Below are 17,829 nucleotides of genomic sequence, written 5' to 3'. Positions count from 1 at the left end.
GAACGGTATACCGAGGGCCGGTGAGAGGGGATGGATATGTGTCTGGCGGCCCGCTCGTTCACCGGGCGTGCGCGAGCGCGGGGCACGGCCGGCCCGGGGCGCGGTATCGTGAACGCTCCGAGCCACGAAAGGGAAACGCCGACATGAGATGGACGCGTCGCGCCTGTGCGATCCTGGTCGCTGGAGTCCTGCCGTTGTCCGCCTGCACCCGCGAGGAGCCGGAGCCGCCGGTCATCACCGACGCATTGGGGGACTGGGAGGACACGGGCCGCTACGCGGCGTGCGAGGTGCTCAACACCACGGCGATCGCCTGCGGAGACCTGGAGGCCTTCAACCTCTCGGGGTGTGACTCGGGCTCGCTGGCGGGCATGCCTCGGGACGGCATCTACACGATGGTGTACCGCGGCGATGCCGATCCGCTCAGCGTCAACGTGGGGTCCTTCCGCGTGTCGGCGGACGGGAGCCTCGACTCGTTCCGGGGAGCGGCGCCGACGGAGCGCAAGGTGGACGCGGGCTCCTTCTTCCTGTCGAGCACGCGCAGGCAGTCGTCATCGGTGACCCAGCGCAACTCGGTGGTGGGGTGCCGCGCCGAGGGCAGCACGCTGTACGGCTGCTACGTCAACTGCCGCAACGGCAAGGCGAGTGGCTCGGGCACCTTCCTGGCGGAGCGGTGGATGCGGCGCGCGGGCGAGGCGGAGGCCTCGGGACTGGGGCTCCTCTCCGAGTCGTTCGTGGAGCAGGGCCTGCCGGTGGACATCTACGTCACGCAGGGCCACGCGTACGTGGTGTCCATTCCGGATGGGGGCGAGCGCGGAGGCCTCACGGTGTTCGACGTGAGCAACCCGGCCGCACCGGTGCTCAAGACGCGGATCAGCCAGCCCAACGACCACTATTGGAACGGGGTGTGGGCGAAGGGCAACGCGCTGTACGTGGCGAGCGCGAGCACGGGGGTGGTGGTGTTCGACATCTCCAACCCGGCGAGCCCGCAGCTGCTCAAGAGCGTGCCGTCGGGACTGGGGCAGATCGACGTGCACACGGTGTTCGTGGAGGGAGAGCGGCTGTATGCGATGGTACCGGCCCCCTCGCCGCGGACGCTCATCTTCGACCTCCAGCAGCCGCTGGAGCCGAGGCTGCTCGGCCAGTACGCGGAGCCAGGGGCGACGACGGATCCGAAGGTGGGCTTCCCGCATGACGCGCTGGCGTTCGAGGGGATGCTGTACATCAACCACTGGTCGGCCGGGTACCTGATGGTGGACGTGACGGATCCGGAGAACCCGAAGAAGGTAGGCACGTACACGTATCCGTACGCGACGAGCCATGCGAACGCGGTGGGGAAGTTCGGCGACCGGCGGATCGCCTTCGAGGGAGGGGAGAGCTGGGGAGCACACCTGCGGGTGCTGGACGTGACGGATCCGGCGCAGCCGAAGCGGCTGGGCGAGTACAAGCTGGAGGCGAGCGCATCCATCCACAACATGGTGCTGAAGGGAGAGCGGCTCTACATCTCGCACTATCACCACGGGGTGAGGGTGCTGGACGTGTCCGTGCCGGAGAGCCCGAAGGAGGTGGCGTACTACAACACCTTCCGCGAGACGGATCCGGGCCGGGGAGAGAGCTTCTACGAGGGGGCGATCGGCATGAGGGTGCCGGGAGACGGGTACGTGTACGTCATCGACACCTCGAGGGGCCTGCTCATCTTCCCGGAGCCGTAATCACCCCTCGCCCTCCGGGGGAGGGACGGGGTGAGGGTACCTGTGACCGGGGTTGCACCTTTCCCCTCGCCCTCTGGGAGAGGGACGGGGTGAGGGTATCGAGCATTTCACGTTCACCCCCGTGGACACAGTCACCGTGGGACATACGCTCGGCGCCCCTGAACCGGAGGCAACCAGATGATCCCGAGCGTCTTCCCCGCATTCCGAGCCGTACGCCCCCTCATGACCGCGGTGCTGCTGTGTGCCACGGCCTGCGCGCACCAGCCGTCCAAGGAACACGCCCATGGGGAGCACCATGGGGCGATGCCGCACCGCTTCGAGAACGCGGAGGAGTGGGCGAAGCGCTTCGAGGAGCCGGAGCGCGACACCTGGCAGAAGCCGGACGAGGTGGTGAAGGCCCTGTCCCTGCCGGCGGACGCGAAGGTGGCGGACATCGGAGCGGGGACGGGCTACTTCGCGGTGAGGCTGGCGCGGGCGGTGCCACAGGGGCGGGTGTACGGCGTGGACATCGAGCCGGACATGGCGCGCTACCTGGGCGAGCGAGCGAAGCGCGAGGGCCTGAGCAACCTGGAAGCGGTGCTGGGTGGGGCGGAGGACCCGAAGCTGCCAGAGCCGGTGGACGTGGGGCTCATCGTGGACACGTACCACCACATTGGCGACCGGGTGGCCTACATGCGGCGGCTCGGTGAGAAGCTGAGGACTGGGGGGCGGGTGGTGATCATCGACTTCCGGGTGGAGTCGCCGAAGGGGCCGCCCCGGGAGCACAAGCTGTCGCCCGAGCAGGTGCGAGGGGAGATGGAAGCGGCGGGGTACGGGCTTTCCCAGACGCACGACTTCCTCCCGGACCAGTACTTCCTGGTGTTCCAGCGGGGGTGAGCGAGCGGCCAGTCCGCGGGCAGCTCCAGGCTGGAAACCGGGACGAGGTTGTTTCAGGCTGGGCCCGCCAGCACGCAGCCGAGGAGGGACCTCAGGGATGCCGGTGCTGGCCGAGGTCTTCAATCCGTGTCTTCCGCTCGTGTATCTCACTCCTCCCGGGGAACGCTGCTCGCCCTGCTCGTGACTCTGCTGACAACGGGGGTGGGTTGCCCGGGGCCGAGGCCGGAGTGCCTCTACAACTCGGATTGCGAGGACGGGAACGTCTGCAAGAGCGGCACGTGTGCCCCCGAGTGCATGAAGGACGTGGACTGCGACGAGGGCTATGCCTGCACCGACCAGCGCTGCGTCCGCGAGGACACGGATGGTGGGAACGACGCGGGAGTGCAGAGCTGCGTCTACAACTCGGAGTGCGCCGAGCCGAACCTGTGCCTGCAGGGCGTGTGTCGTCCCGAATGCCTGCGGACGGTGGACTGCGCGGAGGACTACGTCTGCCGGGAGTTCCGGTGCATCCGGCCGGCCTCCGATGGGGGCAACACGGGAGACGCGGGGACAGGAGACGCGGGTACGGGAGACGCGGGTACGGGAGACGCGGGCACTGGCACCGGTGACGCGGGTACGGGTGAGCCCGATGGTGGAGTCGAGCCAGATGCAGGCACGGAGCCAGACGCAGGCACGGAGCCAGACGCAGGCACGGAGCCAGACGCAGGCACGGAGCCAGACGCAGGCACGGGGCCGAATCCGAGCGATCCGAACAACGCGACCAAGGACACCGACTGTGACGGCCTGAGCGACGCGGTCGAGTTCTCGGCCGTCTACGAGGGCGGGCTGCGGACCGACCCGGGCCTGGCGGATACCGATGGAGATGGTCTCCAGGACGGGCTCGAGCTGGGCGTGGACGAGCCGGTGATGGGCACGGCTTGCACGCTGCCGGACGACGCGAGCGCGGAGCTGAAGACGAGCCCGGTCAACGCGGACACCGATGGTGACGGGGTGCGCGATGGTGCCGAGGACGCCAACCAGAACGGCAAGGTGGACCCTGGTGAGCTGGACCCCACGATACCGGATGCGACGGGCCCTGCCGGACAGGTGTGCACCGACGACAAGCTGCGCCCGGTGACGTTCCAGTCCGAGAGCGGGGCGGACATCAAGCTGGCACTCCCGCCCTCCTTCACGGAGGTCACGCAGCTCAAGTCAGGCACCGAGGTGAAGGGCCTGGTCGGCTACGACAGCACCACGAAGACGGCGTTCCTCGCCTTCCGCCAGCCCGCGCCGCTGGATGCCACGGACCCGCTCGGCGACGAGGAGGCGCTGCGGCCCGCCATCGAGTCCAAGGGCGCCCTGCGCAACCGGACCGCCCAGGTGTTCAAGACGTGGGAGGGCTTCGAGGCCGTGCAGGCCTTCTATGACCAGGCCGGTTCGTCCACGGATCTCAAGCGCCGCACGGACCAACTGGTGGACGCACTGGTGCCGGGCAGCACGGGCCGGCTCAGCAGCGCGGCGGCGGGAGTCACGGGCGACTTCCGGCTCCAGACGCTCTTCGTGCACCGCTCGAATCAGAGCGTCGTGGTGCTCATCGCCGTGGCGCCCCTGGTGGGCGTGACGGGCGGCAACCGCGCCACGCCGGCGGCTTTCTCCATCAAGAACCTCTCGGATGGCTCCGCGCTCGCCCAGTTCGGCGAGCCCACGGCGGTGCAGTGCGAGCGTTTCCAACTCCCGCAGACCCAGGTGGACTTCCTCTTCGTCGTGGACGACAGCGGCTCGATGATGGGCTCGCAGGCGGCGTTGGCCGCCACCGCCCGGTCCGCTGCGGAGGCGCTCAATGCCTCGTCCACGGACTGGCGCATGGCGATGGTCACCTCGTCCTACCACCTGGCAGGCACGGGCAACTCGGGCAGGCTGCGGCACTTCACCCGCAACGTGAGCAAGGTGAAGTCCTGGCTCACGGAGAACAGCACGTGCTCGAGCACCACGGGAGGGACGTGCAGTCAGCTCGACCCGTCCGAGTCCGCGGCCTGCCCCGGGGATGCCTCCCAGGGCGTCAACGGCGGCTGCTGGGTGGGCATCGGCGGCAACGGCACCGAGGGGGTGCTCGGTGCGGCCCGCAAGGCCATCGACGACATGACGCCGGGCACCGGGCCGGCCGCCCCCGAGTCCCCCACCCAGGCGCGCGCGGATGCCACGCTCGTGGTGGTGCTGCTCGGGGACGCGGATGACCAGACGTCGGGCTACACCACGACCGTCATGAACTGCGGGATGGGGGGAACCAAGGAGACGGCGGGGAGCAGCTGCGAGAGTGTCACGCACTTCGTGAGTTTCTTCGGTGACGGCTCGGGGCTGGCGCCCACCAACAAGACGGGCAAGCGGATTGCCGTGCACGGCATCGTGTGCCCGGACGGTATGGCCTGCGGCTGCGGCCCGGGAGTGCCCTGCACCCTGTCGGAGGCCACCCGCGAGTTCAATCCGCAGCCGGTGAGCGGGGTGTCGCAGCTGCGTCACGCGGCGGTGGTGAGGGCGACGGGCGGTGTGCTCGGCTCCATCCGCGATACCGCCTCCGTCATGGCCTCGATGGAGGCGATCATCGACGACACCATCGGCAACGCGGGCTACAAGACCCTCAAGGCCCCCATCGGTGCATCCATCAAGGTGGCGATGGAGAACGTGCGCGACCCGGCGGTCTGCACGGCGAGCGGCAACATCCCGCGCAGCACGGTCAACGGCTTCGACTTCGACGGCAGCGCGCGCACGCTCTCCTTCTTCGGCGCCTGCCGCCCGGCGAGCGATACGACCCAGGTGGCCGTCTCGTACCAGTACTGGGTGGACTCGGTGAAGGCGCCCGACGGCGCCGGGCCGTGAGCCACCTGACGCGGAGGCAGGCCGGGATTAAGCTCAAGAGGGTTCGAACATGAATGGCACCGACCACTCCAACCCCGTGCACGAGACGCTCGTGGCTTATGGCGCACCGCTGGTGAGCTGGAGGCCCGTGCGTCACATGGCCCTGGAGCAGGCGCTGGTGCAGGGGCTCGGCCTCTCGCATGCGCACCCGGCTTTGTTCCGGGTCCTTCCCTTGGTGCTGCTCCGGAACGTGCATGCGCTCGATTGGGAGCGGCTGCATGAGCTGGCGCGTGACGCATCGGTCGAGGCCGAGCTCGGGTTGTTGGTGGAACTCACCGCGCAAGCGATGGGGCGGCCCGAGTTGATGCAAGGCGTGGCCACCTTGCGGCCTCCCGCCGAGGGGACGCTGCGCTTCTTCCACGAGCCGCGCAGTGAGTTCGGCCGGGAGCTGGCCCGCCAGAGGACGCCGCCTGTGGCGAAACGCTGGGGCTTTTGGCTCGACATGAGCGAGGACAGCGTGCGGGCGCTGGTTCAAAAACACAGTGCGTGAGCACGACGCCACACTGCTGGAGCAGTTCCTCCGAGCCGTGGATGACGAGCTGGAGACGGCTCAGGAGATCATCATCATTGGTGGGGCGGCACTCAGCATCGCCTATCGCAACAGCTATGCGACCCGCGATATCGACCTCTGGAGCAATCCCTCCCCCGCCTTCTGGGCGGCGTGCCAGCGGGCAAGAGCGCGGCTCCAGCTCGATGTGCCCGTCTCTCCTGCCGGAGTCGCCCAGGCCCCACAGGATTTCGAGAGCCGTCTCCTACGAGTCGAGCACCTCGGGTTGAAGCAACTGACGGTCTGGGTTCCCGAGCGGCACGATCTCGCGTTGATGAAGACGGTGCGCGGAGCGGCGAATGACCTGGAGGCCATCCGCGAGATGCACGAGGAGGCCCCTCTCGTGCTCGAGACACTCATTGCCCGCTTTCACGAGACCGACGTGATTGGCAGCCGGGGCATGTTCCGGCTCGCCTTCCTGGAGGTCGTTGCCCTCCTGTTCGGCGAGCCGGTGGCGCAGCAGGCCGCGGCGGGTCTTTGATGCCGCGCCTTCTTACGAGCGCTTCGCCGTGATGACGACGTAGCCCATGCAGCGCCTCGCGGTCTCCGTGATTCGGGCCCATTGCTCCTGGATGGCCGCGAGGAACTCGTCGCTGTACGCCCGCCTCACCTCCGCCTCCTTCCCCTGGACGGCGGTGGCCAACGCGTTGAACGTCTCCAGCACGTTGGGGGTGATGTCCAGGATCTGCTCGAGCTCGAAGCCCGTGTCGCGGATGAGATACGGGTAATCCTCGGCGGTGATGATGCTCCGGGCGACGAACGAGTGCTGCAGGAAGGACCGATCCTCCGGCGTCGCCTTGTCCGAGAGGACGATGTCGGCCACGAGCAGCCGTCCGCCCGGGTGAAGGACTCGCGCCACCTCGCGCAGCACCTTGGCTTGATCGGGCATGTGGAAGAGCGACTCCAGCGCCCACGCCTCATCGAAGGACCCGGCGGCGAACGGCAGCGCCGCGGCGTCGCCGCAGCGGAACGTCGTCTGTCCGCTCATCTCGTGCAGGCTCGCCCACCGCTCGGCCTGCGCCGCCTGCCGCGGGCTGATGGTGATTCCCTCCACCCTGCATCCGGTGCTCTGGGCCAGCCGCGTCGCCGGCTCCCCGAGTCCACACCCGACGTCGAGCACGTGGTGTCCCTTCTGGCTCCCGAGCAGTTTGATCATCAGCTCGGTGAAGCGCTGCTGGGCCTCGCCAAAGGAACCGCCGGTTTCACCCGGGGGCCAGTAGCCGAAGTGCAGACTCCTGCTGGCGATGATCTCGTAGAACGGCGTGATGTAGTCGTAATGCCGCGCCACGGCTTCCGGTGTCGCTTTGCTTTCCGCGGTCATGGTGCTCGACGGATAGGGGGGCCCCCACAGCATACGCCCGAAGCCCCTCGGAGGTCGCGGGTGGCCTCGCTCCAAGCACCGTTGCGAGGCCATCAGGCCCGCCAACCCCCTCGACGCGGCCTGGGAACTCCTGGAAGCGCGGCTCACCCCGGCCCTCTCCCAGCGGGAGAGGGTGCTCGCAACCCAATTCCTTACATGGAGATGGGATGGGTGCGCAGCCACTCCTGGGCCCGGCGGAGCCGCTCGGCCGCCGCGGGCTGGTTCATGTCCTCCAGCAGCTTGCGGTAGGGCTCCAGGTCCTCGGCCGTCCACCGCGTCTTGGCCTCCAGGTCCGCCCTCACCACCTGCTCCTCCGCCGAGCGCGCCTGGGGCTCGCTGTACGAGGTGAGGATCGCCGCGAGGATCATCCGCACCGGCTCCGCCTCGAAGGCCACCGCCGCATCCGAGAAGAAGGCGCGCGTCGGCTCGTCCAGCGCCGTGTCCTTCGCCTTCGCTCGCATCCGCTCCAGCATCCCCGGCAGCATCTCCCGGTCCGAGTCCAACGCCGCCCTCACCGCTCCCAGGAACGCGCTCACCGCCGCCGTCCGGGCCTTCGCATCCATGCCCGGTACCTTCAGCGCGTTCAGCGGCTCCCACAGCACGCTCGTGAGCCACACCTGCTCCTCGGGCGTGAAGACGGAGGGCGTCATGCTCTGCCGCATCGCCGTCTCCACCCGCGACGAGCGGTCCTTGGCCTCCTGCGTGATGCGCGCGGCCAGCTGCGGATCCGACTCCACGTACTTCACCAGCGGATCCATCTCGCCCTCGCCCGCCTTGCGCAGCACCTCGCGCGCCTCGTCGGAGAGGTCCGCGTGCTCGGCGAGCGTCTCCAGCTTCGAGGCCAGCTCCTGCCCGTGCCGCGCGCCCCACTCGCGGAACTGCACGCCGAACACCACGTCCAGCACCGGCCGGTCCTCGGGCTGGAAGCTGCCGCTCTTCGGCGTGGTGGCCAGCAGCGCCCCCAGGCACAGCGCCTGCCGGTCCTCCGCGCTCAGGCCCGCCGTCGTGGCCCGCACCAGCAGCGTGCTCCGCAGCTTCTCCAGGAACGCCTTCGTCCCCAGCTCGTGCACCGTGCCCAGCCGCAGCGAGTTGCGCGCCTGGGCCGGGTCCCTCGCGACGGCGTCCTCCAGGCGCTCCAGCTCGTGCGACACGTGCTTGTTGAAAGCCTCGGCGTCGAAGCGCAGGCCCGGGCCGGGGCCCCACTGCGTCAGCAGCTCGCCCAGATGATCCAACGTCTCGGACACGCGCGACATGTCCCCGGCCCCCAGCATGTCCAGCGCCGCCTGCAAGTCATTGGCGAGCGGGTGCGCGGCGGGCTTGGGCGCGGCGGCCGCCTCCTGGGCCCGGTCCTCGGCGGCATGGCAGACCTTGTATTTCTTGCCACTCCCGCAGGGGCAGGGGTCGTTGCGTCCGGGCTTCTGGCGGCTCATGTCCTCATACCTCTCGAAGTCAAAACGACGGGGCCCGGCACACAGTAGTGCCGGGCCCCGTCTTCACCCAGGTGTCCTCCCTAGCAGGGCGGACGCGTCAGGGCGAGTAACCAAGCGTCAGGCCAATCACGTGCGCCGAGCCCTGGTAGGTGCCCGGCAACGGCGTGAAGGTGCTCCGGTGCTCCATCAGGGAGATGAACTGGTAGGCCGCGTCCACCCGGAAGGCGGAGAAGGCATAGCCCAGGCCCAGGGCCACCCGGATGCGGTCTTCATCCGGCAGGTCCGGCGCGAGCGTCTCCTCGGGGGAGGGTGTCGGGTCGTAGACGAAGCCCGCGCGCACCGCCAGCGCGGCCGTCACCTTGTACTCAGCGCCCACGTGGAAGTTCCACCGGTCCTCCCAGTTCTTGACGGACGGCTGGTTGAACTCGGGGTTGCTCTGGAACTCGAAGAGGAGCTGCCGCATGGAGGACCACTGCACCCAGTTGACGTCGGCGGCCAGCGTCAGCTGCTGCAGCGGGGTGAAGGACACGCCCAACCCCAGCGTGGCCGGCAGCTCGACATCCAGCCGGACGTCCTGGTCCGGGAACGCCGGGGCCACCGCGGCCGGGAAGTCCGAGAAGTCCGCGTCGCCTTCGAGGAACATCAGTACCCGGCTGCGGAAGTGCGCGCCGAGCGTCAGCATCCCCGGCAGCACGTCCGCCTGGAGGCCCGCGTTGTAGCCGAGGCCCCAGGTGCTGGTGGACAGCGCCAGCTCGCCCGTGGCTCCGGCGGCGGGACCCGCGGGCACGACGATCTGCCGCCGCGCATCCAGCGTGCCGTACACGGCCTGGAAGCCTACTCCGAGCCGCAGCCAACTCATGGGCGCGAACGCCACCGTGGGGTTGATGTCGAAGGTGGCCACATTCGACTCCCGGGCGATCCGCCGTCCCACGAAGTCCTCCGGCCACTTGCTCTTGGCGCCATAGGGCGTGAAGACCCCCACGCCCGCCGCGAGCTGGTCGGTGATTTTGTAGACGACGTAGCCGTGCGGCGGGGGCGACATCGGATCCTGCGTCTGCTCGACGCCCGTCGCATCCGCGGTGAAGCCCAGGTGCCCGAGGATGAGCGAGTCGCCGAGCTGGATGTCCAGCTTGTTCACCCCGAGGATGCCCGCCGGGTTGTAGTAGATGGACGAGGCATCCTTCATGCTCGCCACGCCCGTCGAGCCCATGCCGGTGGCCCGGCCCCCCTGGGCGTCGATGGCGATACCGGCGGCCTGGCTGGCGCCCGCGGCGAGCAGTGTCACGACCGTGAGTGTCTTCTTCATACGCGAGTCCTTCTTCGCGACGACCGACTGCGTTTGGCTTTGGTGGGGTAAGGTTGAGTCGTACCCGGGGTGAAGCATCCCCGTCCGGCGGGCCATGGCGCGTGCGCTCCTGGACAGAGCGGAGGGGGGGCCCGGCCCTTCACGTTGCGTGGAAGACGGACGATGCCGGGTGGGGCATTCCCGGATATAGGTTGGGCCCATGAAACGACTGCTCGGTGCGATGACACTCATGGCGGCCGTGGGCGTGGCCCAGGCCCAGGCGCAGCAGACTCCTCCTCCGGCTCCTCCGGCGCAGCAGGCCCCCGCGGGCGCTCCCGAGGCGGGCGGGCTCACCTGGACGTCCCCCTCGGGCTGGGAGACGCAGGGCGCGCGCCCCATGCGCGTGGCCACCTACCGCATTGCTCCGGCCAAGGGGGATACGGACGGCGCCGAGCTGGCCATCTTCTACTTCGGCGCTGGCCAGGGCGGCGCGGTGGATGCCAACGTGAAGCGCTGGCTGGGCCAGTTCCAGAAGGCCGATGGCACCCCCATCACCGACAAGGACGCGCGCTCCAAGAAGGAGAGCGTCAACGGACTCGCCATCACCACGCTGGACGTGAAGGGCACCTACACGGGCGGCGGCCCCATGATGGGCCCCTCCACCCCCAAGCCCGGCTACCGTCTGCTGGGCGCCATCGTCGAGGGCCCTGAGGGCCCCCTCTTCTTCAAGCTCACCGGCCCCGAGCGCACCGTCGCCAGCGCCGAGAAGAACTTCCGCAAGCTGCTTGAGTCGGTGAAGAAGCAATAGGAAAAATTTTTCCCACTCAGTCTCTGACTGGCTGAGAGGCATTGCGGCCCGCCGACACAACTGGCGGGCCGAGTCCATCCGCTGACACCCTTGAACGTCGGGCGTGAGACGCACGCCCGGCTCGGGTTGTTCTGGGATTCAACAGGCAACCGTGTTCCCTCTGCACGCAGCGGCAGGCGGACACACGTTGGCTGTGAGCCGGGACGTGTTCACTCCGACCCATCACCTTCGAATCCCACGCGTGACCACGTCACCAGGGCTCCTCCTCCCTGGAAGAAAGGGGAGGTGCACCCTCATCCCCCTTGCTTCGGATGGAATCATGAGAAGTCGCTTTCTGACCCTGATGATGCTGGCCGCGCTCTCGGCCGCGTGCAGCCAGCAACGGCAGCCCCCCGCCACACAAGAGGTGGACAAGCAGGTGCTCGCCGAGGACTCGCGCGAGATGGCGCGGCGCTACGCGCAATGGCAGGCGTCGCTGCGCGCGCAGGCGCTCAAGAGCGGCGACAACGAGAAGATGCCGCTGGATTTGAGCGATGAGGTGCACTACCGCTTCGTGATGAACCGGCTCAAGGCCTCGGGGCTCACCGCCCTGAACGCGCCCCGGCTCTTCCTGCGCCTGGACGAGCTCCACCGCCGGCTGCCCCTGCCCGAGCGGCCCATGGGGGCTCCCGCCGGGGTGCTGCGCGCCACGGGGGCCTCGGCCTCGGGTGACGGCTCGTGGTGCGGGCACATGATTCCGCTCGGCCTCATCAGCAGTGACGCCCTCCGCGCCCGCTTCAGTGGCACGGGCCTCACCTCCTGCTTCGGCGGCTCGGACTACGGCTACGTGGACCTCAGTGCCTTCCTCACGGACGACGACCACGCGTCCTTCGAGCTGCTCGCCAACGAGTCCTACGAGGAGTACGCCGGCAAGGTGCTGGAGACGGCGCCCGTCTCCGTCTCGGTGTCGCGGCAGTATGACCGGGAGCTGCTGGTGGACTCGCTGGCCATGGCCTTCAACGAGATGACGGGCGAGGAGCAGCTCACCTATACGTCGGTGTCCACCACGCTGCACCCGGTGCCGGCGGCGGGGGAGGGGGACCTCGTCATCGAGCACCCGCGGGACATTCTCGAGGACTCGCCCGACAAGGCCATCCGCCTGTGTCTGGAGCGCGGAGCCACCGGCGGCTACCTGGATTGTGATTACGGCCTGGTGCGCGCCGAGCCGGATGGGACGTGGACGCCCTTCCCTGCCTCGGGTGCCACGGGCATCGCCGCGGTGGACGTGGCCGCGCTGGAGGCCTCCACGAGCAGCGGCACGCCAGTGTGGACGCCGGACCCGGGCGCGTACTGGGAGCCCGCGGTGAAGCCGGTGGACCCGACGCGCTTCCAGATTCCGGCCCGCGGGAAGTTCGTGCCCCACGTCCTCGAGGAGTGCACGGTGACGAAGGTGACGAGCAAGGTGGCGGCCATCCTGATGGACGCGGGTGGCTGGTGTGAGGCGGGCACGGCGCCCGACACCGTGGTGGGCAAGGGGCAGCTGCCCTGGACGACGCCCACGAAGCCCGGGGAGTACCCCTTCAATGGCATCCTGGATTTCGGCACGGGCAACTGCCTGACGCACGCGCAGAACGCCCGGCTGGAGATCTGGGTCTACACCGAGGGCACCTGCCCGGACCCGTACGGCGGTGAGCCCGAGCCCTTCCGCTGCCCCTCGCGCAAGGTGGTGAAGCCGGTGGACTACAAGCGGGGCTGCCTCGCGGAGGGCACGCGGGTGACGAGGGCGGACGGAAAGAACGTGCCGGTGCAGCAGGTGAAGGTGGGCGAGAAGCTGCTGACGCGGGGCCAGGCGCTGACGGTGACGTCCGTGACGCGCGGAGGGGAGAGCAACCCGCTGGTGAAGCTGCGCGACGAGCAGGGGGGCGAGGTGCGGGTGACGGAGACGCACCCCATGGTGACGCTGGCGCGCGGCGTGGTGCAGGCCGGCGAGCTGAAGGTGGGCGACGCCGTGCTGACGCGCACCGGGGCCCGGAAGCTGGTGGCGGTGGAGCGCGTCCCCTACGGCGGGCTCGTCTACAACTTCGCGCTGGGCACCCCGGAGGAGCTGGCCGGCCAGGGGCCCGAGGCGCGCACGCTGTACGCTGATGGCTTCCTGGTGGGTGACAGCAAGCTGCAGGAGGAGCTGGAGAAGGCCCGGCTCGTGGACTCGCGGGCGGTGCTGGCGCGGCTCCATGGCGCCTGGCACCAGGACTTCCAGCTGTCCCAGGCCCGCAGGCACCCGAGCGCGCGCCGCTAGGCCCACCGCCACACCTTCGACGTCCCAGTTCGACGAAGGGCCGTCCCGGACACACCGGGGCGGCCCTTCTGCTTTTCCCCCCCTCGCCCCGCGGTCCTGGGTGGAATCACACCTCCCCCCACCTTTCTACAGGCGAAAAGGAAAGGAAAATCTTTTCCCAATCCTTTCTACAGAACCGGGTATGGGAAAGGAATTACCCAATCCTTTCTACAGCTTTCTACAAAGACAGCATGAAAGGCTTTCCGCTTTTCCCTCTCGGGAATGGGGGAGGCGGGCGAGGCCATCCGCTCGGCTGGCCGCGCGCCCTTCCCGAGGGGTGCAAGTCATTGTTCGCTGTTCACGGGGTTTCCCAGGAAGGTGTCTGTGTTTGGACAAGGAAGGAAAAGCTTTTCTCCCGCCGTCTTCCCATCCGGCGAGGCATCCCCAGTTTCCGGCTGTCCTTTTCAGCCCCTGAGGTGAACCCCATGAAACTGTCGTCGAAGGCCTCGTCCCGGATGCTCGCGCGCGTCTTCCCCGTCCTGATGGGCGTGGCGATGCTCGGCAGTGGCTGCAGCCAGCAGAAGATGCCGCAGGAAGTCGACAAACAGGCCCTGGTGGCCGACTCGCTCTACATGGCCCGGCTCTACTCGGGCTGGGAGAAGCAGCTGGAGGCCCAGGGCCAGGAGCGGGGCCGCAAGGGCTCGCACATGGAGCTCGATCTCGCCGATGACACCCAGTACCGCTTCGTGACCAACCGCCTGCAGGCCGCCGGCAGCACGCCGCAGAACTCGCCGCAGCTCTTCCGCAAGCTGGAGACGATGCGCAAGGAGAAGAAGACCGGCACTCCCGGCCCGAAGGCCCGCAAGGACCGGCTCACCTCGGCCACCGCCGGGGAGGCCGAGGCCAATTCGCGCTGCGGCCACATGCTGCCGCTCACCGACGTGGCCAGCGCCGACCCCAAGCTGGCGAAGTTCCAGGCCTCCGGTCTCGTCACCTGCTTCGACGGCGCCGACTACGCCTATGCCGACGTCACCGCCTTCGCCGCCAATCGCGAGCGCACCGAGTTCCGCGTGCTCGGCACCGAGTCCCTCGAGGAGTACGCCAGCGCCGTCCTCGAGACGCCGCCGCTCCCGCTCTCCCTCAAGGTGAACCCGGACGAGGAGCTCTTCGCCGACTCGGTGGCCATCGCCTTCGACGAGGAGACCGGCGAGCAGCACGTGTCCTATACCGTGGCCGAGTCGTCCCTGGTGGCCCTGGGCGCGCACGACATCAACACCATCACCGTGCAGTACCCCAAGGAGCTGATCGGCAGCCACTTCCGGGACAATCCCATCCGCACCTGCCTGGAGCGCGGCGCCGTCACCGGCTACCTGGATTGTGATTTCGCCTCGGGCAGCAAGGACCCCGTCACCGGCTACTTCAAGCCCTTCGCCAAGCCCTACACCGGCATCGGCGCGGCGGATCCCGAGTCCAGCCGCAGCGCGTGGGTTCCCGCCGCGGGCGCCTACTGGGAGCCCTCCGGTGGTGCCGCCTATGACATCAGCCGCCTCTACCTGCCCCTGCGCGGCTGGTACCAGGTCACCCTGCCGTCCGATTGCTCCCTGGATACGCTGACGAGCGACGCCACGCTCATCCTCATGGAGCGCGGCGGCCGGTGCGTCGCGGGCACCGCCCCCGGCACCAGCGTGCTCAAGGGGAGCCTGCCCTTCAAGACGCCGTTCCTCGACGATTATGACCGCACGAAGCTCAACGCCCCCTTCGACGGGCTGGCGGACTTCGGCAAGGACTGCCTGGACCAGTTCCAGAACGTGCGCCTGATGATGCGCGCCACCATGCGCGCCACCTGCGTGGACTACGCCACTGGCACCACCCGGACCCATATCCGCTCGCGCTTCCAGGACATCCTCAACCTCGACTGGCGCAACGCCTGCCTCGCCGAGGGCACGCGCGTGACGAAGGCCGATGGCTCCCAGGTGCCCGTGGAGCAGGTGAAGGTGGGCGACAAGCTGCTGGCCAATGGCCAGGGCACGGCCCTGACGGTGACCACCGTGTCGCGCGGCGGTGAGAGCAAGCCCGTCGTGAAGCTGCGCGATGCGCTGGGCGGCGAGGTGATGGTGACGCAGACCCACCCCATGGTGACCGCCACCCGCGGCGTCGTGCAGGCCGGCGAGCTGAAGGTCGGTGACTCCCTGCTGACCCGCACCGGCGCGGCGAAGCTCGTGGGGGTCGAGCGCGTGCCCTTCTCTGGCGAGGTGTTCAACTTCGCGCTGGGCACCCCGGAGGAGCTCGCCGTCGCCGCTCCCGAGGCCAACACGCTGTATGCCAATGGGTACCTCGTCGGCGACAGCCAGATGCAGACCACCCTGGAGAAGCAGCGCCACCTCGACTCGCGTGAGGTGCTCGCCCGCCTCAACGGCGCCTGGCACGAGGACTTCCGCCTGCACCAGGCCCGCGGCAAGAGCGCTCGCCGGTAGTCTGGCTGGGTTGCGCATGCGCCCTCTCCCTTTGGGAGAGGGCGGGGGGTGAGGGTCGTCCTCGCGTGTAGACCCTCACCCTGACCCTCTCCCAAAGGGAGAGGGGATTAGAACGGGAGCCAGCTCGGCTTCACGCTTCTCGGGTTCGTCAGCGTGTAGGCCAGCTGGTTCTGGAGGTCCCCGAACGCCAGGTTGTCCAGGTACATCGCCTCGATGCGCTGCTTGCCCACCGCCAGCTCGATGCGCTTGCCTCCCCCCACCGGCGTCGCCACCAGCGTGTCTCCTCCCGCGTAGCTCACCTGGTAGGGCTTGCCCTTCACCTCCACCGGTACGTCGAAGCGCAGATTCTGGGGGACCTCGGCCTTGTAGTTCGTCCCCCTCGAGCCCGGCACGCGCAGGTCGTCGAGGAAGTCGCGCAGGAAGTTGCGCGTCACCTGCCGCGACTGCGCATCCAGCGCCGGGTCCACCTTGGTGTCGTACCCGAACTTCAGCGTGCTGTCCCCCTTGCTCGGGTCCGTCAGGTCCCACGTCGGCAGCGACAGCATGAACTGGTTGGCCTGCGGCTTCGTCCGGTCCATGTAGTCGTTGTAGTCCGACGCCGAGTCCTTCATCAGCGTGTAGCCGTTGAGGGCGTTCCACAGCACGTTCGTCGAGTCCAGGTTGCCCGAGGGCAGCGGCTTCGTCGTGTTGTGGTGGTCCGCCGGGTGGCCCGTGGCCCGCGTGGAGAGCGAGGCGCCAATCGCTGGCAGGCCATTCTTGTTGTAGCCCATGGGCAGGTTGTCCAGTGCCCCGCCGTCCACCAGGTGCACCCGCCGGCCCGTCGCCGGGTCCACCACCTGCACCGGCTCGAAGACGCCCGGAATCGCCATCGAGGCCCGCACCGCCAGCGCCACCGGCGTGTCCGGCGTCGTCTCCTGGCTGAAGACGAAGATGCGGTCCTTCGCCGACGTCATCCCGTCCGCCCCCGCCGCGCTGTCGTACGCCTTCGCGGCGAGCAGCTGCAGCGGCACCTTCAGGTCCGCGAACGTCACCGGCCGGTCCGTTATCCCCGTCAGCCGGCGCAGCTCCTGGTCGAAGAGCTCGAAGGCCTGCTCCCCGTTGAGGATGCCTCCGTCCTTCATGTCCAGGTCCCAGTCGTAGAGGTTGCTCAGGCGGGGATCCTTCGCCAGCGCTTGAATCTGCTCGGGGCCCGCCCCCGTCGCCGCGAACGCCGCCGCGATGGAGCCCGCCGACGTGCCGCTCAGGCTCGTGGGCACCACCCCCAGCTCATACATCTCCGCCAGCATCGCCCCGTACCGCTTGCCCTTGCCTCCTCCTCCCTGGAGGCTCAGGTGCACACCCTGCGGCTCTCCGTCCTTCACCGGCATTCCCAGCTCGGCCCGCCGCGCCGCCACCGCCGCCCGGTACTCCTGCGGCGTCCGCACCGTGCGCGCCGCGGCGCCCTCGCCCAGCTTCAGCTCCCGCGGCCCCTTGCCGAAGAGGAAGTCCATCGGCGCTGGCGGCTTCGTCACCGGCGTGCCCGTGGGGAACTGGCTCGCGTTCAGCTTCCCGCCCGGCAGCTCCTTCTCGAAGAACTGCGGATCCACCCACATCGCTCCCGGCCGGGGCGCCGTGGTGCGCGTGTAGCCGTAGTCCGCCTTCAGCTTGCCCTCGGCCGCGTCCAACGCCTTCTGCAGCTCGGCCCGGCGCGGGTGCTGGGCCGGCGTCATCTCCAGCTCCAGGGACAGCTGGCGCACCTTGCCCAGCGTCTCCCGGAAGTCCTTCGTCTGCTCGACGAGCTTCTTGCCCTGCTCGTCGTGAATCTTCGGCGGGAAGATGCGCTCGAGCACCTTGCGCACGTCCCCCAGGTCCACCTTCTTCAGCGCTTCCAGGGGAATCTGGAGCGGCTTGCCCGTGAGGGTGATGCCCTCCCAGCCCTTGGCCCCCGCGGGCTTCACCCCCGAGGGCAGCCGCGCCTCGAAGGTGTCCACCACCCGATTGACGTGCGTGTTGACGCTCTTCGCCGCGTGCTGCAGCGCTTGGCCCACCTTCTCCAGGGGGTTGGAGGGAGCGGCCTCGGGCTGACGCGTGAGGGGAGTCGGGCTGGACGTGCGGGTGGGCTTCACGGACATGCGTCCATTATCCACCCATCCGCCCGGAAAGTTGCTCGGCAGGGCGCTTGCTACAGCCGGAGTCAGCCCCCGCTGGGGCTTGT

The 17,829-nt window shown here is 68.9% G+C and carries 12 protein-coding genes; 8 read left to right on the top strand and 4 right to left on the bottom strand.

Annotation, left to right across the window (positions count from 1 at the left end):
- The first annotated feature begins 143 nt into the window (after window positions 1-143).
- The 5 genes from NR798_RS44200 (at window position 144) to NR798_RS44180 (ending at window position 6,505) form a co-directional block, all read left to right on the top strand.
- Window positions 144-1,709 carry an LVIVD repeat-containing protein gene (locus NR798_RS44200; protein ID WP_375768643.1) on the top strand — a complete coding sequence of 522 codons (1,566 nt, stop codon included), beginning with the start codon at window positions 144-146 and terminating at the stop codon, window positions 1,707-1,709.
- 222 nt (window positions 1,710-1,931) lie between these two features.
- Window positions 1,932-2,585, top strand: a complete 654-nt coding sequence (locus tag NR798_RS44195; RefSeq protein ID WP_375768642.1) for a class I SAM-dependent methyltransferase — start codon at window positions 1,932-1,934, stop codon at window positions 2,583-2,585.
- Between the two features lie 180 nt (window positions 2,586-2,765).
- On the top strand, window positions 2,766-5,438 hold the full coding sequence (cglD, locus tag NR798_RS44190; protein ID WP_375768641.1) for an adventurous gliding motility lipoprotein CglD: 2,673 nt from the start codon (window positions 2,766-2,768) through the stop codon (window positions 5,436-5,438).
- A gap of 49 nt (window positions 5,439-5,487) precedes the next feature.
- Window positions 5,488-5,967, top strand: coding sequence for a hypothetical protein (locus NR798_RS44185; protein WP_375768640.1), 480 nt, complete (start codon window positions 5,488-5,490; stop codon window positions 5,965-5,967).
- The gene (locus NR798_RS44180; protein WP_375768639.1) at window positions 5,960-6,505 is read left to right on the top strand and encodes a DUF6036 family nucleotidyltransferase; all 546 of its coding nucleotides are present in this window, start codon (window positions 5,960-5,962) and stop codon (window positions 6,503-6,505) included. Before NR798_RS44185 ends, NR798_RS44180 begins: the two co-directional genes overlap by 8 nt.
- A 12-nt stretch (window positions 6,506-6,517) precedes the next feature.
- Here NR798_RS44180 and NR798_RS44175 read toward each other — a convergent pair whose 3' ends face one another.
- From NR798_RS44175 to NR798_RS44165, 3 genes are all read right to left on the bottom strand, one after another.
- The gene (locus NR798_RS44175) at window positions 6,518-7,345 is read right to left on the bottom strand and encodes an SAM-dependent methyltransferase (protein ID WP_375768638.1); all 828 of its coding nucleotides are present in this window, start codon (window positions 7,343-7,345) and stop codon (window positions 6,518-6,520) included.
- Window positions 7,346-7,536: 191 nt separating this feature from the next.
- On the bottom strand, window positions 7,537-8,814 hold the full coding sequence (locus NR798_RS44170; protein WP_375768637.1) for a YecA family protein: 1,278 nt from the start codon (window positions 8,812-8,814) through the stop codon (window positions 7,537-7,539).
- A gap of 97 nt (window positions 8,815-8,911) precedes the next feature.
- Entirely contained in the window at window positions 8,912-10,120 is a 1,209-nt protein-coding gene (locus NR798_RS44165) for an OmpP1/FadL family transporter (protein ID WP_375768636.1), read from the bottom strand.
- Between the two features lie 199 nt (window positions 10,121-10,319).
- On the opposite strand from NR798_RS44165, the gene NR798_RS44160 reads away from it, so the two are divergent.
- The 3 genes from NR798_RS44160 to NR798_RS44150 all read left to right on the top strand — a co-directional run bounded on the left by NR798_RS44160 (window position 10,320) and on the right by NR798_RS44150 (window position 15,635).
- Window positions 10,320-10,907, top strand: coding sequence for a hypothetical protein (locus NR798_RS44160; RefSeq protein ID WP_375768635.1), 588 nt, complete (start codon window positions 10,320-10,322; stop codon window positions 10,905-10,907).
- A gap of 319 nt (window positions 10,908-11,226) precedes the next feature.
- Window positions 11,227-13,182: a Hint domain-containing protein gene (locus NR798_RS44155; protein WP_375768634.1), complete on the top strand. Its 1,956-nt coding sequence runs from the start codon at window positions 11,227-11,229 to the stop codon at window positions 13,180-13,182.
- 464 nt (window positions 13,183-13,646) lie between these two features.
- Entirely contained in the window at window positions 13,647-15,635 is a 1,989-nt protein-coding gene (locus NR798_RS44150; RefSeq protein ID WP_375768633.1) for a hypothetical protein, read from the top strand.
- A 107-nt stretch (window positions 15,636-15,742) separates the two neighbouring features.
- Here NR798_RS44150 and NR798_RS44145 read toward each other — a convergent pair whose 3' ends face one another.
- On the bottom strand, window positions 15,743-17,746 hold the full coding sequence (locus tag NR798_RS44145; protein ID WP_375768632.1) for a patatin-like phospholipase family protein: 2,004 nt from the start codon (window positions 17,744-17,746) through the stop codon (window positions 15,743-15,745).
- Between the last annotated feature and the right edge of the window lie 83 nt (window positions 17,747-17,829).

The sequence above is a fragment of the Archangium gephyra genome (assembly GCF_042230915.1).
GTDB classification, from domain to species: domain Bacteria; phylum Myxococcota; class Myxococcia; order Myxococcales; family Myxococcaceae; genus Archangium; species Archangium gephyra_B.
This window is presented reverse-complemented; position numbering and strand designations above follow the sequence as displayed.

Excerpts from the sequence above, each read along its gene's own strand:
- NR798_RS44160 (WP_375768635.1), top strand. The coding sequence starts at position 10,320 with ATGAAACGACTGCTCGGTGCGATGACACTCATGGCGGCCGTGGGCGTG.
- NR798_RS44155 (WP_375768634.1), top strand. The coding sequence starts at position 11,227 with ATGAGAAGTCGCTTTCTGACCCTGATGATGCTGGCCGCGCTCTCGGCC.
- NR798_RS44170 (WP_375768637.1), bottom strand. The coding sequence starts at position 8,814 with ATGAGCCGCCAGAAGCCCGGACGCAACGACCCCTGCCCCTGCGGGAGT.
- NR798_RS44200 (WP_375768643.1), top strand. The coding sequence starts at position 144 with ATGAGATGGACGCGTCGCGCCTGTGCGATCCTGGTCGCTGGAGTCCTG.
- NR798_RS44150 (WP_375768633.1), top strand. The coding sequence starts at position 13,647 with ATGAAACTGTCGTCGAAGGCCTCGTCCCGGATGCTCGCGCGCGTCTTC.
- NR798_RS44185 (WP_375768640.1), top strand. The coding sequence starts at position 5,488 with ATGAATGGCACCGACCACTCCAACCCCGTGCACGAGACGCTCGTGGCT.
- NR798_RS44145 (WP_375768632.1), bottom strand. The coding sequence starts at position 17,746 with ATGTCCGTGAAGCCCACCCGCACGTCCAGCCCGACTCCCCTCACGCGT.
- NR798_RS44195 (WP_375768642.1), top strand. The coding sequence starts at position 1,932 with ATGACCGCGGTGCTGCTGTGTGCCACGGCCTGCGCGCACCAGCCGTCC.
- NR798_RS44165 (WP_375768636.1), bottom strand. The coding sequence starts at position 10,120 with ATGAAGAAGACACTCACGGTCGTGACACTGCTCGCCGCGGGCGCCAGC.
- NR798_RS44175 (WP_375768638.1), bottom strand. The coding sequence starts at position 7,345 with ATGACCGCGGAAAGCAAAGCGACACCGGAAGCCGTGGCGCGGCATTAC.